General features: G+C 36.1%; 16 protein-coding genes. 8 read left to right on the forward strand and 8 right to left on the reverse strand.

The window, feature by feature from the left end; all coding sequences use genetic code 11:
• The 3 genes from rnr to GOQ24_RS01570 form a co-directional block, all read right to left on the reverse strand.
• Positions 1-2178 carry a ribonuclease R gene (rnr, locus tag GOQ24_RS01560; RefSeq protein ID WP_155090606.1) on the reverse strand — a complete coding sequence of 726 codons (2178 nt, stop codon included), beginning with the start codon at positions 2176-2178 and terminating at the stop codon, positions 1-3.
• Positions 2179-2546: 368 nt separating this feature from the next.
• The gene (locus GOQ24_RS01565) at positions 2547-3140 is read right to left on the reverse strand and encodes a toxin-antitoxin system YwqK family antitoxin (protein ID WP_155090607.1); all 594 of its coding nucleotides are present in this window, start codon (positions 3138-3140) and stop codon (positions 2547-2549) included.
• Complete coding sequence (locus tag GOQ24_RS01570) at positions 3133-4020, reverse strand: toxin-antitoxin system YwqK family antitoxin (protein ID WP_230381468.1); 888 nt, start codon at positions 4018-4020, stop codon at positions 3133-3135. The genes GOQ24_RS01565 and GOQ24_RS01570 overlap by 8 nt, the downstream gene beginning before the upstream one ends.
• Before the next feature lie 305 nt (positions 4021-4325).
• Between GOQ24_RS01570 and GOQ24_RS01575 the strand changes: the two genes are divergently transcribed.
• Together GOQ24_RS01575 and rpiB are read left to right on the forward strand one after the other, a co-directional pair.
• Positions 4326-5939, forward strand: coding sequence for an AMP-binding protein (locus tag GOQ24_RS01575; protein ID WP_155090608.1), 1614 nt, complete (start codon positions 4326-4328; stop codon positions 5937-5939).
• 49 nt (positions 5940-5988) lie between these two features.
• A complete protein-coding gene (gene rpiB, locus GOQ24_RS01580) occupies positions 5989-6420 on the forward strand; it encodes a ribose 5-phosphate isomerase B (RefSeq protein ID WP_155090609.1) in 432 nt (143 codons plus the stop codon).
• A 64-nt stretch (positions 6421-6484) separates the two neighbouring features.
• Here rpiB and GOQ24_RS01585 read toward each other — a convergent pair whose 3' ends face one another.
• Positions 6485-7630: an Atu1372/SO_1960 family protein gene (locus GOQ24_RS01585; protein WP_160338988.1), complete on the reverse strand. Its 1146-nt coding sequence runs from the start codon at positions 7628-7630 to the stop codon at positions 6485-6487.
• 66 nt (positions 7631-7696) lie between these two features.
• Between GOQ24_RS01585 and GOQ24_RS01590 the strand changes: the two genes are divergently transcribed.
• The 4 genes from GOQ24_RS01590 to GOQ24_RS01605 all read left to right on the forward strand — a co-directional run bounded on the left by GOQ24_RS01590 (position 7697) and on the right by GOQ24_RS01605 (position 10850).
• Complete coding sequence (locus GOQ24_RS01590; protein ID WP_155090611.1) at positions 7697-8497, forward strand: AraC family transcriptional regulator; 801 nt, start codon at positions 7697-7699, stop codon at positions 8495-8497.
• 73 nt (positions 8498-8570) lie between these two features.
• Positions 8571-9200, forward strand: coding sequence for a hypothetical protein (locus tag GOQ24_RS01595; protein WP_155090612.1), 630 nt, complete (start codon positions 8571-8573; stop codon positions 9198-9200).
• A gap of 347 nt (positions 9201-9547) precedes the next feature.
• Positions 9548-10285, forward strand: a complete 738-nt coding sequence (locus tag GOQ24_RS01600) for a hypothetical protein (RefSeq protein WP_155090613.1) — start codon at positions 9548-9550, stop codon at positions 10283-10285.
• 232 nt (positions 10286-10517) lie between these two features.
• On the forward strand, positions 10518-10850 hold the full coding sequence (locus GOQ24_RS01605; protein ID WP_155090614.1) for a hypothetical protein: 333 nt from the start codon (positions 10518-10520) through the stop codon (positions 10848-10850).
• Positions 10851-11209: 359 nt separating this feature from the next.
• Here the strand turns inward: GOQ24_RS01605 and GOQ24_RS01610 are convergent, their stop codons facing one another.
• The 3 genes from GOQ24_RS01610 to GOQ24_RS01620 all read right to left on the reverse strand — a co-directional run bounded on the left by GOQ24_RS01610 (position 11210) and on the right by GOQ24_RS01620 (position 13239).
• Complete coding sequence (locus GOQ24_RS01610) at positions 11210-11803, reverse strand: hypothetical protein (RefSeq protein WP_155090615.1); 594 nt, start codon at positions 11801-11803, stop codon at positions 11210-11212.
• A gap of 94 nt (positions 11804-11897) precedes the next feature.
• Positions 11898-12698, reverse strand: coding sequence for a DUF4846 domain-containing protein (locus GOQ24_RS01615; protein WP_155090616.1), 801 nt, complete (start codon positions 12696-12698; stop codon positions 11898-11900).
• A 277-nt stretch (positions 12699-12975) separates the two neighbouring features.
• Positions 12976-13239, reverse strand: coding sequence for a DUF1294 domain-containing protein (locus GOQ24_RS01620; RefSeq protein WP_155090617.1), 264 nt, complete (start codon positions 13237-13239; stop codon positions 12976-12978).
• 56 nt (positions 13240-13295) lie between these two features.
• Between GOQ24_RS01620 and GOQ24_RS01625 the strand changes: the two genes are divergently transcribed.
• Positions 13296-15419 carry a Tex family protein gene (locus tag GOQ24_RS01625; protein ID WP_155090618.1) on the forward strand — a complete coding sequence of 708 codons (2124 nt, stop codon included), beginning with the start codon at positions 13296-13298 and terminating at the stop codon, positions 15417-15419.
• Positions 15420-15668: 249 nt separating this feature from the next.
• Here the strand turns inward: GOQ24_RS01625 and GOQ24_RS01630 are convergent, their stop codons facing one another.
• Entirely contained in the window at positions 15669-15881 is a 213-nt protein-coding gene (locus tag GOQ24_RS01630) for a twin-arginine translocase TatA/TatE family subunit (RefSeq protein ID WP_155090619.1), read from the reverse strand.
• Between the two features lie 192 nt (positions 15882-16073).
• Here GOQ24_RS01630 and GOQ24_RS01635 point away from each other — a divergent pair, with 192 nt between their 5' ends.
• Positions 16074-16955 carry a murein hydrolase activator EnvC family protein gene (locus tag GOQ24_RS01635; protein WP_155090620.1) on the forward strand — a complete coding sequence of 294 codons (882 nt, stop codon included), beginning with the start codon at positions 16074-16076 and terminating at the stop codon, positions 16953-16955.
• Positions 16956-16958 lie beyond the last annotated feature (3 nt).

The raw sequence follows: 16958 nt of genomic DNA on the forward strand, positions 1-16958 counted from the left end.
CTAATTTAATTTTTTAATGAAATTGTAATCCAATTGTTTCTTTACTAAATCTGCATTTTTTACAGTAACAACAACCTCATCTCCAAGTTGCAGAAGATTCTTTGTTGCTTGTCCAACTAAGGCATATTGCTTTTCGTCGAAAACGTAATAGTCTTCTTTTATTTCTCTAATGCGAACCATTCCTTCACATTTGTTTTCTATGATTTCTACGTAGATTCCCCATTCAGTAACACCAGATATAACACCTACAAACTCTTTTCCTTGTTGGTCCTGCATATACTTTACCTGCATGTATTTGATACTATCTCTTTCGGCAGTTGCAGCCAGGTTCTCCATAGAAGAACAATGGTTACATTTTTTCTCAAATTCATCTACTTTAGCAGACTCACCATTATCTAAATAGTGTTGCAGTAGGCGGTGTGCCATTACGTCTGGATAACGTCGTATTGGCGAAGTAAAGTGAGAATAATAGTCAAATGCTAAACCGTAGTGACCGATGTTGTTGGTAGAATAACTTGCCTTACTCATGGTGCGTATAGCTAATGTATCTACTAAATTTTGTTCTTTTTTACCATTGACATCCTTTAGTAGTTTATTCAGTGATTTTGATACACTTGACTTTGTCTTAAAGTTGATTGTGTGTCCAAATCTCGCAATGACAGATTGAAGAGCAAATAGCTTTTCTTGATCTGGTTCATCGTGCACACGATATACGAATGTCTTCTTTTGTTTACCAATAAATTCTGATACTTTTCTATTGGCAAGTAACATGAATTCTTCAATCAAATGGTTTGCTTCTTTTGCCTCTTTAAAAAAGACTCCTACTGGTACATCATCTTCGTTCAAGTTAAATTTCACTTCCACTTTGTCAAAAGAGATTGCCCCATCACTCATGCGTTTTTTGCGCAATTGTTTAGCTAAATCATTCATTTTTAACACTGCTTCAGCTACTTCTTCACTGACTGTTTGCGTTTCTCCTGTAATAGAAATGCTCTCTGGAATTACTCTATCCTCAGTTTCAATGATGTATTGTGCTTCTTCGTAAGCCATACGTTGATCTGAATGCGTCACTGTACGACCAAACCACTTGTCGACAATCTCTGCCTTGTCATTTAACTGAAATAGGGCTGAGAAAGTATATTTATCTTCATTAGGTCTAAGTGAACAAGCAAAGTTAGACAACACTTCAGGTAGCATTGGAATTGTTCTATCTACTAAATAAATAGAAGTAGCTCTATTATAAGCTTCTTCGTCTAAGATAGTTCCTTCTTGTACGTAGTGTGATACGTCAGCAATGTGGATACCTATTTCGAAATTGCCATTTTCAAGTTTTTGGAAAGACAAAGCATCATCAAAATCTTTTGCGTCTTTTGGGTCAATAGTGAAAGTAAGAATATCGCGCATGTCTTTTCGTTTCGCTATTTCACTTTCAGCTATAGAGGTATCTAATTTGTTTGCAAATTCTTCTACTTCTTTTGGAAATTCTGTAGGTAAACCATATTCTGCCAAAATAGCGTGTATTTCAGTATTGTGTTCTCCTTGTTTACCTAATACTTTCATTACTTTCCCGAAAGGACTATCTGCTTTTTCTGGCCAATCTTCTATCTCAACTACAACTACATCACCATCTCGTGCTTCTCCTACTTTTTCTTTTGGAACGAAGATATCAGTATACATCTTAGCATCAGCTGTAGATACAAAAGCAAAGTTCTTTTGAATTTCAATAACACCCACAAACTGTATTTTGTGTCTTTCTAAAACCTCAACAACTTCTCCTTCTGGTTTTTTACCTTTTCGTTTGTTGTAAATATAAGCTTTGACAAAGTCGCCATCTAACGCTTTATTTAAATTATTTGTAGGAATGAATACGTCGTCTTCCATTCCCTCACATACCAAGTATGCTGTTTTACGCGAAGTCATATCGATATAACCTTCAACATAATTAGCTTTAGGGATAAAGCGATATTTACCAGTTTCTATTTCTTCTATCTTTCCTTTTGAGATTAAGTGTTTAAGTTCTTTTATTATCTCGTTTCTTCCTTGCGTATCGTTTACTTCTAATTGACCAGCAATTTGCTTGTAATTATAAGATTTAGTAGTGTTCTTAGACAAGAACTTTAATATTTTTGGAGCAAAGTCAAACGACTTATTCTTTTTATGTTTAATTTTTTTTGCCATTTTCTAATTCATTTGTTTACCTCTATTCAGGTTCATAATTATCCTTAAAAGTACGAATTACTTACTGGTTTATCCTACTTTTTGGATTAATTTAATTTGATTTTTATACATTAATTTATTAATTGCTGTCATTATGAGCAAAGTTTTGAAGCAATGTGAAATGTAATAATTTCCCAGAAAGGGAGATGGAAGAATTATTTTTTTCTATACTCATTGATAGTAATACAGTACTGTAGAGTGCCAGTACAATTTAATGTGACAAAGTTAATGCGCTCTATTGTACTTTCCAAAATTTACGGGTAAAGCTTGTATCAATTACGGAAGAAAATGAGAAATTAAATCATTATCACGGTCTACGTGATAGTTGTTTAAAAATGGATAGTGTAATCGTATTTTCCTTTTTTGTAATATTCTACGCTTTGAGGTTCATTATTTCTGAAGTAAGTCTTTTCTGCTATTCTGCCTTTCTTGTCGTAAACCTCCCATACTGATAGCATTCCACTATTAAATAAGAAGTATTCATTCTTTTCTCCCGTATTGTGGAAGTTAATTTGAGCCTGGATGACTCCCTCTCTATAATTCTTTTCAAACTCCTTTACCCCATTGGAATAATACGAGATAATGTTGCCATCTAAAAGACCATTCGAATAGCTGTAAGAGGCTTTTAATTTGCCGTTCTCGAAGTAGATTCTCAGCTCACCTTCTCTTTTTCCTTCCACATAATTCACTTCAGAGAATAGGATGCCATTTCGGTAGAATGACTTGTACTTGCCCGTTTTATAACCATCGACATACAAAGCCTCTTCCTCTATGATATTGTGATCGTTGTACCTTACAACTTTTCCTTGTAAAGGCTTTCCATTTAGTTCGAATAAAACGGGTTCTTCTTGTTCTTGGCTATATACGGATAATGAACTGAATGTAGCCAGAATAAAGATTCCTGTGATTAAGTTGCTATTCATCTTCTTTTGTATTGAAGTTTTCAATTGCTTTGACTACTAAGGGTAGATAGACACTTTTGTAAATGACGTCACTTTCATCAACCAACGTTCCATCGGCATTGCATATATTGGGTGAAATTATTTGATACCCATTTCTAAAGATTCTCTGTATGTAAACTTCTATGGCTACATACTCTTTGTGCTCCCCGTGTAGTATTCCATTTTTGTAGTTTACCTCTCTTTTTAGGTAACCATTTTTGTCAAAAACTTGTCGGAGTCCTTCTCTTTTATTGTGAAGGTAATACGCTGTTTCTTTGACAACTCCAGTTTTTGTATAGATTACTTCAGGCCCTTCTTTGAGGTGGTTTTTGTATATTCTCTTAATAAAAACCTTTCCGTTATCATGATAATAGTATAGCTCCCCATCTAAGTTGTCATTGATATAGGTAGCTTTTAGTTGCAAAATGCCCTTGTCGTATTTATTGTAAACACCATTTAGCATGTCGTTTTTATAGCTGTGTTCTCCTGTCAATTTACCACTTGCTGTATATTGTTTAAAGATTCCGTCTTTAAGGCCTTTGATATACTTGCCTTGTTGCTCGATTTGTCCATTAGGAAAGTAGGTAGTTAGTTCACCGTTTAATATATTGTCTTTATACGTACCTTTATATTTGAGTTTTCCATTGCTGTAATACACTGTGTTTTCGCCTTCCTTAAGTCCATTTACCAAGGTTGTTTCTTCAGCTAATTGATCATTGGAAAAATAGGCTTTAAGCTTTCCGTTTAGCGGCTTATTCCCGTCGGCATAGACATAAGTCCCATTGACTAATTGAGCTTGACTATGCATAGAGATTAGCAGAACAAGTAGAAAGAGTAAATATTGAATCTGTTGTTTTTTCATGTCAATTTTTAGTTAAGTAGAATGAACACCTTATAAAGGTAACTAATTTAATAAGTTGATTTTTAAAATAGTACAGCTTACTTTAATAGATAATCTACTATGTATTGACGTCAGCCACTGGATTTATTTATTGTCTTATATTCCATAGTGGTTTGAGAATAGTTATCAGGTTTAAGGTCATTTGTTGTTTCGTTTTACTTCGCATTTCAAGAGGGTTGTCTTTAAGGTATTTGCTTTAGTTCTATTGAAATAGATTATTGTATGTAAATTTTTGTATTTTAGAAAACCAACAAAAAACTTTAATTATGAAAACAATATCTTATGTGCATGGGGCATCCTCTATTCCCTTGCTGGGCGAAACTATTGGCCAAAATCTAAAGCGAACCGTTGATAAATATCCAGATAAAGAAGCTGTGGTAAGTGTTTACCAGAATTACAGGGCTACTTATCGCGAGTTTTATGAACAGACAACTCAGGTGGCCAAAAGTTTATTAGCAAAGGGAGTGATTAAGGGAGATCGCGTCGGTATTTGGGCACCCAATTGTTATGAATGGGTTTTGATGCAGTATGCGACTGCGCGTATTGGTGTCATATTGGTAAATATTAACCCTGCTTATCGCGCGCATGAACTTGAATTTGCAATCAATCAATCCGAAGTATCTTTTATTGTATCAGCTGAAAGTTTTAAGTCAAGTGATTATCGAAAGATGATTTCTCTTGTTTTTGAAGATTGTCCAAGCTTGAGGGAGGTGGTTTTTTTAGGGGAAGAATGGACAGAATTTTTGAAGCAAGCAGACCATATTTTTGAAGAAGATTTTGTTCTAATTGAAGAATCAGTTCAGTTTAGTGAGGCTGTGAATATTCAGTATACTTCAGGGACAACTGGATTTCCCAAGGGAGTTACGCTAACACATCACAATATTCTAAACAATGGCTATTTTATCGGTATTCGATTAAAGTACTCCGTAAAAGATAGGGTGTGTATTCCTGTTCCTTTTTACCATTGCTTTGGGATGGTTATTGGCAATTTGTGCTGTATTGCTCATGGAGCAACCATTGTCATACCCAATGACGGATTTGATGCTAATAAAACGCTGCAAACCGTTCAAGATGAAAAGTGTACTTCTCTATATGGTGTGCCTACTATGTTTATCGCAGAACTGCAACTTCCCAATTTTAAGGATTATGATTTAAGTACCCTGCGTACGGGTGTTATGGCGGGGTCTTTATGCCCTGAAAGTATTATGAAGCGCGTTAAAAGTGAAATGCACATGGAAGAAGTGAGTATCTGTTACGGAATGACCGAAACTTCTCCAGTATCTACGCAAACGCATATTGGTATTGATATAAAGAAGCAAACGACTACCGTAGGTACTGTGCAGGATCACTTAGAAATCAAAATTGTAGATCCAGAAACAGGTAATATTCTCCCTCGAGGAGAAGCAGGAGAACTTTGTACTCGTGGATATTCTGTTATGTTGAAATATTGGAATAATAGGACTATGACTTCAGAAGTATTGGATGACAATAGGTGGATGCACTCTGGGGATTTAGCGACAATGGATGAAGATGGGTATATCTCTATTACAGGGCGTATTAAAGACCTTATCATTCGCGGAGGGGAGAACATATCTCCGAAGTGGATTGAAGACTTCTTATACACTCATCCCGCTATTGCTGATGTACAAGTTATTGGTGTTCCAAGTGAAAAATATGGAGAGGAAATTATGGCTTGGGTTATACTCAAAGAAGGTCAAAGTGCAACTATGGATGAATTGAGAGCTTATTGTGATCAAAAGATTGCGCATTTTAGAATTCCAAAGTATTGGAAGTTTGTTACCGAATTTCCGATGACTATTTCTGGCAAAGTTAGAAAAGTAGAAATGAGACAAATAGCAATCGAAGAATTAGGTTTGTAGAAGATAAAAAGTTTTAACTTTGTAGTGTATAATATAACACAACAATAAAATGAAGATTTCTATAGGAAATGACCATGCAGGTCCAGCATATAAACAAGCAATTGTCAAGTATTTAGAAGAAAAAGGACATACAGTTACTAACTATGGGACTGATTCTTTTGATTCAGTAGATTATCCAGATTTTGCTCATAAGGTAGGTACTGATATTGATGAAGGCAAAGCTGATTTAGGTATCGTAATCTGCGGAAGTGGAAACGGTATAGCGATGACTGCTAATAAACATCAAGGTGTGCGTTGTGCTCTTTGTTGGACCAAAGAGATTGCTGAGTTAGCAAGACAGCATAACGATGCTAATGTGGTTAGTATTCCCGCTCGTTTTACGTCTATTGAACAAGCTATTGCAATTGTAGAAGCTTTCTTGAATACAGCTTTCGAAGGAGGAAGACATCAGAATAGAGTGAATAAAATTACTTGTGCCTAAACAAGTTTTAACAATATAGAAAAGTCCATAATGCTAATTATGGACTTTTTTTTTTTGTATACTATTACTCTATTTCGAAGATAGCTTGTATTTCTACCACAGAGTTGACCGGAACAGAAGTAGCACCCAGAGTACCTCTTGCATGTTTGCCCTTCTCTCCGAATATAGCTACAGATAAGTCTGATGCCACATTCATTAGATTAGCGTGCTGAGCGTAGTCAGGAGCCGTGTTGAATATACCTGTTAGCTGTACGGTTTTCTTTACTCTGTTGAGGTCACCATCTACAGCTAATTTAAGCACCGCGATTACATTTAGCATCGTCTGTTCAGTCGCTTGCTTTGCTTGTTCTTCTGTGACATCTACACCTACCTTACCAGGATATAATACTTTACCCTCTTTTAAGGCTACCTGATTGATGAATATTAGATTTCCACTGCGTGAGTAAGGCGTGTAGTTTCCCACAGGATTTGGCGCTACAGGTAGTATGATGTTTTTTTGTTTAAGCGTGGTTTCTACATCAGTGACTACTTGTTTAGGCGTCATTTCTTCTTTCTTTTGAAAAGTTCCTTTTAAGGCTTTGGCAACTTTAGCGAAGTTTTGACCTTGCGTATAAGCGATTAGCAGTTCGCTTTCGCTGGGACGTTGTACCGTTTTGTTTGAAGCAAGGCTACTGGCTCCCAAGACGCTATTGCCTTGAGGGATGCTATTATCCAGCTTCTCCGTAGCTCTGATGCCATTCGGTACGAGTATCATCCCATGTACTGCTAAGCTGTTCCAAAACGACTGTAATGCGAGCTCCTTCCCTGCTCCGCTACCAGCAGACATAAATACGGCTGTAGGTATTCCCTCCAGAGCATGAGCAGTCCACAGATCTACAGTCTTCGCGAGAAAGGCACTCATCGGAGTACTGATGTTACCAAAGTACACAGGAGATCCCCATACGATGCCATCATAAGTCGGTAGCTCCTCAGGAGTAGCTATCTGTAGATCATGTAACAGTGCATTTGCTGAAGGTTGTACTATTTTTATAGTCGCCTCTGTGTGAGGGTTGCTTTCTATTCCCTTAGCGATTTCTTGTGCCATTCTATACGTACCACCTGTATCAGAGTGGATAAGTACTAATATTTTGGTTAGGGTATCTTTTGCCATGATCTGTGTCGTTGTGAAGAATAGTGTACAAGTGATTAGTGCAGTATATAATGCTTTCATATTAATTATTTAAAGTATAATCACAAAGGTATACTTGCAGTTTATATTATATTTGTCAAAAAATATATGCAAAACGCCAATATCAAATGTGGATTGACCGAGAAACTCTTAGGAGTATATGATGATACTAATGAGGTACAGGCGTATGTATGGTATGAAGACAACTTCGTTCACGATGAGTATCAGCACGCTCATCAGCGATATCAGCTCACCTACGTAGAACAGGGCTATCAGTACCTTCATGTAGATAACTGTATCTATCTAGTCCCTCAGTATCACATAGCATGGATACCTTCAGGACAGCAGCACGCTACTACCTCTACAGCGAAGGATATCAACCTAAAAGTACTGTTGTATAAAGAGGTGCCAGCTGACTCATTCTATGATCAAGTGCACATCTTCCCTGCTCCTACTGTGCTGAGGGAGATGCTACAGTATGTGACGAAGTGGAATAGAGTAATCGAGACAGAATTAGAGAAAGAACAGTTCTTACAGGCTATTCTTATGAGTTTAAAATCGTTCTGTGAAGAGAATCAATCGCTCCAATTACCTATTCCTACCGATCATAGGTTAATACCTGTATGCACGTATATCAATGAGCATCTTACCTCAACGCTTGACTTAGATGAACTAGCCAGTATCTCTACCATGTCTGTGCGCAATCTACAGCGCCTGTTCAAACTGGAGACAGGTATCACTCTACAGAAATACCTTCAGATCATCCGCATCTTGAAGAGTATAGAGCTAATAGATACAAGAGAATTTACCTTGAGTGAAATCGCTTTTAAAGTAGGTTATAAGAGCTTAGTGGCTTTTAGAAACTCCTATTTTGACATAGTGAAAGTATATCCTAAAATTAAAAAATAAGGGTATACACCCCTGACAAAAGGTTGTCACTACCCTACTCTACCTTTGCTCCATAATCTTAACAATATACAGAATGATACGAGTAAGTAATGCACCAGTGTGTGCGATGGAGTTCACCAGTTTTAGAAAGAAAACCACAGTAAATGATGACGAATTATTAGTTGCAGTAGCCCGATTTGAGCGTCAATTGGCGCAGGTAGAAGGTATTGTCTATCATACCTTGGTTCGCAACTATGATAACGAGTATGCTAATGTGCTGTTCGCTACTTCTATGGAGGTGATTAAGACCTTAGAAACAGTGATAGGAAACACCAAAGAAACCCAAGACTTCTTCAGTATGGTAGACATGAGTACTGTGCAGGTAGAGTATCACCAGATAAACAAGTTTAATTTCACAGTGCCTTCCTACTTTGGTTGTATAGAGAATGGTAAGTTTTCTCTTAAAGATACTACTCAAGCCTCTACTCTATTATCTGTCTCGGATGCTGTAGAACAAGCTTATCTCAAAGCTTTTGACAACACTAAAGGACACTTTATCTCCACTCGTGGCGATAACCAATATGCCGAAATCGTATTAGGTCAAACCTTTGGCAATACGAAGGAGATTTGCTACGGTTATTTTGGGAATGAAGCTTGCCTTTCTCTTCTTGGTTTAATCGACGAGAGCAGTATGAATCTTGGTTTTTGGTATGTGGTTGGATAAGTGAAATTAAACTACTTAATTATTTGATTATTGACTGACATAGAGCTATTTAACTGTCGCTGACTAAATGAGGTTGTCACTGTCAATATCTGTATAAGAAAGGCCAATTTAAGAGAAAAAGCTAAGAATCTGTTTAAGTACAAATTGTCTTAGAATAAAATCAGTATTTCATTTTTGTATCCCTACGATTGAGGTGGTCGGCTTGTGGTCGGTATTTGATAGGCATCTGGTCGGCTTAAAACATCGCAAAATAGCCTATCACTACCCTATCATCTACTAATCATCTACCGATAAGATGGAATAGTCTTTGTGCAACTTTATAGTACCAACCTATAAAACAAAAAATTATGGCAAAGATGTCACCAAAGGGAAAAATTACAGGAGTAAGTGGTCCTGTGTATTTTAGGTCTTTAAACAATGTGCAGATTGTACAAAGTAGGCCTAATCGCTCAAAACAAGACAAGGGCAAGAATCCTTCCGCTAAGCTGTTTAAGCACACGGCACAGAGCCTGAAACACATACGTAAGCATGTCGAATACTTCTTGGGGATGAGGTATGAGTCTACTGCTCATCTGCGATTGATGGGGCTTGTGATGACGGCCTTGCGCAAGAATACTGTACTACTGATAGCAGAGACTACACTATACAATACTTCTATTGCTGAGGTAGTCGGATTTGAATGGAATACAGCTAAGCTATTTACAGATACCTTCTTGGTAGATATAGCTGTAGAGGAGTTGGAAAATAAGGAGATAACTGTATCGGTGTCTCCTTTTATCCCGATAGAACAGGTGGACTTCCCTCCTATGTGTACACATGCAAGTTTGCGTATCGAAGGATTTTTCATGGCTGAGAATGACGAGATACTTAGTAAGCAAACAGGCACATTATCTATTGATTTCAAAAAGAGTGATGAGGTGGTCAGTCCTCAAACGCTATCTGTACTGATTCCCAATCGGGATTGTCTAAAGATGATGGTAGCTGAGATACAGTTCTTCTACCCGATTAACAACAATCCTGATCAATTGACACTGTACAACTCTAAGGCTTTTAATCCGAGTGTAGTGGTATATGTGGGGAAATGAGGGTATCTTTAGCTACGCAAAAAGCTAAAGTATAGAGATGAGAATGTATCTATGTATTAATAATCAAATGGGTAACATAGTAGGAATAATAACCTGCTATGAGTGTACTAAATGTGACGTAGAGATGCATAGTTATTTGATGTATATAGTTGCAGATGTGGAAATATCTCGGTAAATGCTAAAATAGCAAGGGTAAGGATAATTGTAAGATTTTTGAAGAGTAAAAATGGTTATGGAAAGAGAATTTAGGTTAGATGTTGTTTTGGAAGAAGAATCGTTGGATTTTACTACCATTGTAAACCAAATAACAAATGCTTTTGATATAGAGTTAACTGTAAAGAATCACAAAGGTAGATTGTTGGGAAAAGGGGTATGGGACGAAAGATACAGTTTTCAATTGGAAGATAAGTACGATGACTTATTTGGAGATCACGATCTCTTTTTTGAAATGGGGATAAAGTTTAGTGCTACTGTGGATGACTGTATCACTATACAACAAAAAGTACTGAGGAGATTGGATGAGTATAATATAGCTTGGAATAGGGTAATGTTGATAAAGTATTGAGTTAGTTTTCGTTTATTGAAAAAATGTTTTATTTTAGAGTAAACAAAAAAATATAAGTATGAAAAGGTCTTCATTGGAGGATTTGGAGGTAGTTGTTTAGTTACAATTATAGTAGATTCAATTAATAACGTAGATTAGTTCTTGGGAAGTTTCTACAAAAAGATGTTTTAATTATGAAGAATCGCAAGTATTTAGCTATCGGGTTTGGAGTATGTATCTTGATATACTTGATAGATCACTCAGATCGATTTTTAGAAGGTGTAAGAGACGCATTGTCTTTATAAATAAATATACCCTACAAGCTATGTTATATTGCTTGTGGGGTACTTATAGCAAATCTGTAATATCGTTTTGGTGTATTACTTATAATAAGTTAAGAACTCCTCTATAAGGTATGGAGGGTTGGCTTGTTTTGTCCAACTTAAGGGTAGATCATAGTACTCTAATTCGTGGATAATAACAGGTATGTCTTTGCCTAATTTCTCTTTTAATAGATTGGATTGATGTAGCTCTTGTACTATAGAAATAATCACTTCCATAAAAGCTTTCTGAACTTGTTCGTCTTTCGCACAAATAGCTCTATAGGCGGTATCATCGCCTTCTTCTTCTAAATCCTCTGCTTCCTCCTGCTCATCGTCAGTATAATACCATCCAGAGTCTTTGATAAACTGCTGTAAAACGTTGTCTTCACCACCTAATGTCTCTATCTCGTCTTGCAACCAAAAGGCAAAGTTCCACTTCGCTTCCATCGTATCACTGGCATTGTTTTGCTCAGCGATTACTTGAGATGCTGTGTTGTAACTGATATAGATAACAGGGCATCTCGGGTCATCATTATCATTGTCCTTCCAAAAAGATAGTGCGTATATATCTTCCATTTTCTCATTAGCTATTGCTGCTATTGCTCTTTCTACTTTTTTAAATAAATATGTATATAGTTTTGCTCTATCCATTACACTGTTTTTGGAGTTTATTAAACAGCACTAAAAGTAGTAATTAAAGCAGTATAACGAAGGGTTTATTTAGTCATAGAATATTTAGTTTTCTCTACCACGTCTTCCAATCATTAGAAGTAAACTTCCACTCAGGAGTTTGGATGATGTCGTTATTGAGGTCATACCAAGGGCTGTTGTCTGTAGCATTAGGGTTCTTTAGAATCTGTAGCTCCTGAGCAGGCATATAGCTCTGTGCTAAGAGGACTACCTTGTCCCCTGCTTCATTCTGAGCCATATCTACTACGATAATGGCATGGCCTATAGGATTGCCTGACTGGACTAAGATATCTCCTATCTGTACATCCTCTTTAGAGATAGATTGGAGTTGTTGTTTTAGTGAAGCCGTGTTGGCATAGTTAAAAATGTGTTCAAGGTATTCCCAATATTTTTTAGGGGAATAGTCACCCTTAATATACTCTATGTAATATCTGGGTTTACCATCAGAAACGAAGTTAAAGGCTATTTCGTCATATCGCTTTTGGCTGTAGAGATAATCAGCTCTTAGACGCATAGTCGCATCAGCACATTGGTGTAAGTCTTTCTTCCCTATGGGTAAGTCAATGACAGAGGAATAGACATAAGTGGCATATTTCTCTTTGCCGTTATAGTATTTTACAGTTTCTCCAAAGGGTTTTAGTGGTAAGTGTTGTAAGTGGTATCCAAAGTCAGAGGTGGTGTAAGTAAGACGTGTATATCCCTTAGGTGTGTTGTACCTCTCTCCTATGCTCATACCTGTAGCGTTGATGTAGTTGATCTTTTCTTGTGCTGTTGTAAATTCAACAGATGCGTTAGCCTTGTTGTTTTGACAAGAGATGCACAATATACAAGAGATAAAAGCAAGGAGGTGTTTCATACAGACTTTTAGATTATAACGATATTAAGTAAGTAGATAGTATCCTATGAAACCTAAAAAAGGTTGATTGTGTAAAATCAAGTATGAGCAAAAGGTCAATTGATTAAAAGGTTAAAGTCTATTGGAATGTCATACTAATATGTTTCGATGTATATTTATAGTTCGGTTATTTAATCGTGTTTTTAAAACACTTTAAAGTATTAAATCAATGGAAAGTAAAGAGAGAATATAATTATTAAGACTTATGACTGTGGTTATAGGTCTTTTTTTATTGATATTATCGTTTAAAGAGAATAAAGAATACTGCTACTTGTATGGCTAAGATGGCATAGAATTTAACTTTAAAAGCGTCTTTAGAGATTTTGTGTCTAAGTTTCTTCATCGCAATCCATGCTCCCAATGTTCCTCCAAAAAAACAGAGTGTCAGAAGATTTTTTTCTGCAACTCTTCGCCTGTTCTTTAAGGCCTGTTCTTTGTCATAAGCGAACATTGAAAAGGCTAAGTAATTTATGATAAACAGGTATAAGAATAAAAACTTCATAGGGTTTAATTATTGATACAAAGGTAGTATTTTAGCTATTCTTAAAATAATTAATTATGACGTTGATTGAGTTTATTCAACAAGCTGTAAATGCAAGTGCGAGGAGTATTGAGAACACGTTATCTCTTTTTGGAGAAGGATGTACAATACCTTTTATAGCCAGATATAGAAAAGATAGAACGGGAAACCTCGATGAGGTAGTGATAGAGAAGATTGCTCGCTATAGTGAGTTATATGAAGGGATAGTCAAGAGAAAGGAATCTATATTAGGTGCAATAGAGGAGCAGGGTAAACTGACAGATGAATTAAAGAGTAAGATTACAAATAGCTTTGATTTGACGGAGATTGAAGATCTCTATTTACCTTATAAAAAGACTCGTAAGACCAAAGCTGATACAGCAAGAGAAAATGGTTTAGAGCCATTGGCTAAAGTGATTATGGCTCAGAATGCTCATGATGTAGAGTCTATTGCTGCGAAGTATCTTAATGATAAGGTAGGAAGTGAAGAAGAGGCTATACAAGGAGCCTCTGATATCATCGCAGAGTGGGTGAATGAGAATATGTATATACGAAAATTACTGAGAAGAAAGTTTCAACGCAATGGAGTTATTTCGACAAAGGTTGTGAAGGCTAAGAAAGACGATGAAGCGGCTCAAAAGTTTGATCAATACTTTGATTGGACAGAACCTGTTTATAAAATACCAGCCCATCGCTTACTGGCTATTTTAAGAGCCGAGAAAGAGGGTTTCATTAAGTTTAGTATAGCTATAGATAAAGAGGAAGCGCTGCGTTTTATTGGTGACAATGTAGTTAAAAGCGAGAACGAATGTGGTAGAATAGTAGAAAAGGCTGTAGCAGATAGCTATAAGCGTCTATTAGAACCGGCATTGTCTAATGAAGCATTGGCAGAGGCAAAAGAGAAGGCAGACTTGAATTCAATACAAGTATTTGCTGATAATCTTACTCAATTGTTACTGGGATCTCCTTTGGGAGAGAAGCGCATTTTAGCTATTGATCCTGGTTATAAGACAGGGTGTAAGGTGGTGTGTTTAGATGAACAGGGAGATTTGTTGTACAATGAGACAATATATCCACATGCACCACAGAAAGATACGACTATGGCAATGAAGAAGATTCGCTCTATGGTGAATGCTTACAATATAGAAGCTATTGCGATAGGCAATGGTACAGCCTCAAGAGAGACGGAGTTCTTTATCAAGAAAATTGCTTTTGATAAACCCGTTCAAGTGTTTGTAGTTAGTGAAGCAGGAGCATCAGTTTATTCGGCATCAAAGATTGCCAGAGAGGAGTTTCCTTCGTACGATGTAACAGTTAGGGGAGCAGTCTCCATAGGAAGACGTCTATCAGACCCTTTAGCTGAATTGGTAAAGATAGACCCTAAGTCAATTGGCGTGGGACAGTATCAACATGATGTAGATCAAACCCTATTGAAGAAAGAACTGGATAGTGTGGTAATAAAGTGCGTGAATACAGTAGGGGTGAATTTGAATACTGCAAGTAAATCGCTATTGAGTTATGTATCTGGTATAGGTGAGAAGATGGCTGAGAATATTGTACAATACCGAACAGAGAATGGCCCTTTTGAGAGTAGAACAGCGTTAAAGAAAGTACCTCGTTTAGGTGAAAAGGCATTTCAACAAGCGGCAGCATTTGTTAGAATTAAGAATGCCAAGAATCCATTAGACGATTCTGCTGTACACCCAGAGGCTTATGGTGTAGTAGAGAAAATTGCAAAAGATATGAAAGTATCTATAGGGGATATGATCTCTAATAAAGAGCTAATCGCTAAAGTAGATGCTAACAAATATACTACTGGTGAGGTAGGCGTATTAGCCCTTCAAGATATTTTAAAAGAGTTAGAGAAACCTGGATTAGATCCTCGTAAAGCGGCGAAAGTATTTGAGTTTGATCCCAATGTAAAGCATATGAGTGATTTGAAGATAGGGATGGTGTTGCCAGGAATAGTGAATAATATTACCAATTTTGGATGTTTTGTTGACATTGGTCTAAAGGAAAGTGGTTTGGTTCACATTTCTCAACTTAAAGAAGGATTTGTATCTGATGTGAATGAAGTTGTCAAGCTACATCAGCATGTGGAAGTGAAAGTAACAGATGTGGATGAGGCTAAGAAAAGAATACAATTAAGTATGATTTTATAAAAAAAGCTTTGCAAACATAATTTTGGCACGATACTTGTTTTTATTACTTACAACTGAATTTCAATAGGTTTTGTTTAGATAAACAAACAAATTAAGTTAAGTAGTGTTTTTATTATGTTTTATAAGTGAAGAGCCTTTCTTTTTAGTGTTTAGAAAGGCTCTTTTTTTTATATAAAGTAGTCGTAAACAAAAAAAGCACTATCAACCGGAGTTTATAGTGCGTATAATATTACAATTAAATAGTGTTAACTATTCAGTTTTGCTTTCGTCTTTAGTATCTTTTTTAGTTACTTGTTGAGCATTGTCTTCTTTAGTAGCATCTTTAAATTCTTTGATACCACTTCCTAATCCTCTCATTAATTCAGGTATTTTTTTACCTCCGAATAACAATAGGATTATCGCAACAATAATAATCACTTGCCACGGTCCAACCATTCCTAAAAAAAAGTGTAATGCGTTCATATTAATTTGTTTGAAACATTAAGTTCTCGCAAATATAGGAAGAAAATTATAAAACCACTGAATCTGAATAATTTTATTATATTTTTAAGAGTGTTTTCGATATTAAAAATTACTTTTAAGGGGAATTAAATAAGGAGATAGTAGATTCATAAGTACTATAATTGTTATATTTGTTTATTAAAAGCGCAACTTATGTCAACAAAAGACAAGAAATCAAAGAGATGGAAGAGTAAACTTTTAAATAAGTACCGTGTTGTTATCGTTAATGATAGAACTTTTGAAGATGTAAGGTCTTTTAAATTAAATCTTTTGAATGTCGTTGGTGCAATGACGGCATGGATTTTTCTATTGATTTTATCTACCGTTATTTTAGTTGTATTAACTCCAGTTAAGGAGTATATTCCCGGATATTCTTCTGCCGATTTGAAGCAAAGAGCGATTGAGCTAACCTTAAAAGTTGATTCATTGGAGGTCGAATCTGTAAAGAATAAAGCCTATTTGTTAGCCGTCAAGAAGATCTTACTCGGCGAGGTGGAGTCAACACACAGCAACTTGGATTCTCTTAAAAAATCAGAAGTACCTGTTGATCAAATCGTGCACAAGGAACCAAGTGAAAAGGATTTAAAGCTTAGAGAAATGGTGCGATTAGAAGATAAGTATAACTTGTTTCCTGAGGCTACGCCTAAAGTAAATCAAATTCTTTTTTCGCCTATTGATGGAGAAATCGTCAAGAGGTTTGATCCAAGTATATCTCATTTTGGTTTGGATTTTATGGCTGCTAAAGGAACTCCAGTCAAGGCTATATCAAAGGGTATTGTACTTTTTGTCGATTGGACCTTGAGAGATGGATATACTGCGATAGTGCTACACGAGGATGGAATAATTTCCGTGTATAAGCATCTGAATACAATGGTAAAAGAGGAATATGACAAAGTTAGTTCGGGTGAAGTATTAGGCTTATTTGATGGTAATTTTGAAGATGAGTTAAATAAAAGTAATAAGAAGTATTTTCATTTTGAATTGTGGAAGGATACATATCCTTTAGATGCTTCGGTATTTATAGATATTGAATAATAG

It is taken from the genome of Myroides sp. LoEW2-1, assembly GCF_009767705.1.
GTDB lineage: Bacteria > Bacteroidota > Bacteroidia > Flavobacteriales > Flavobacteriaceae > Flavobacterium > Flavobacterium album_A.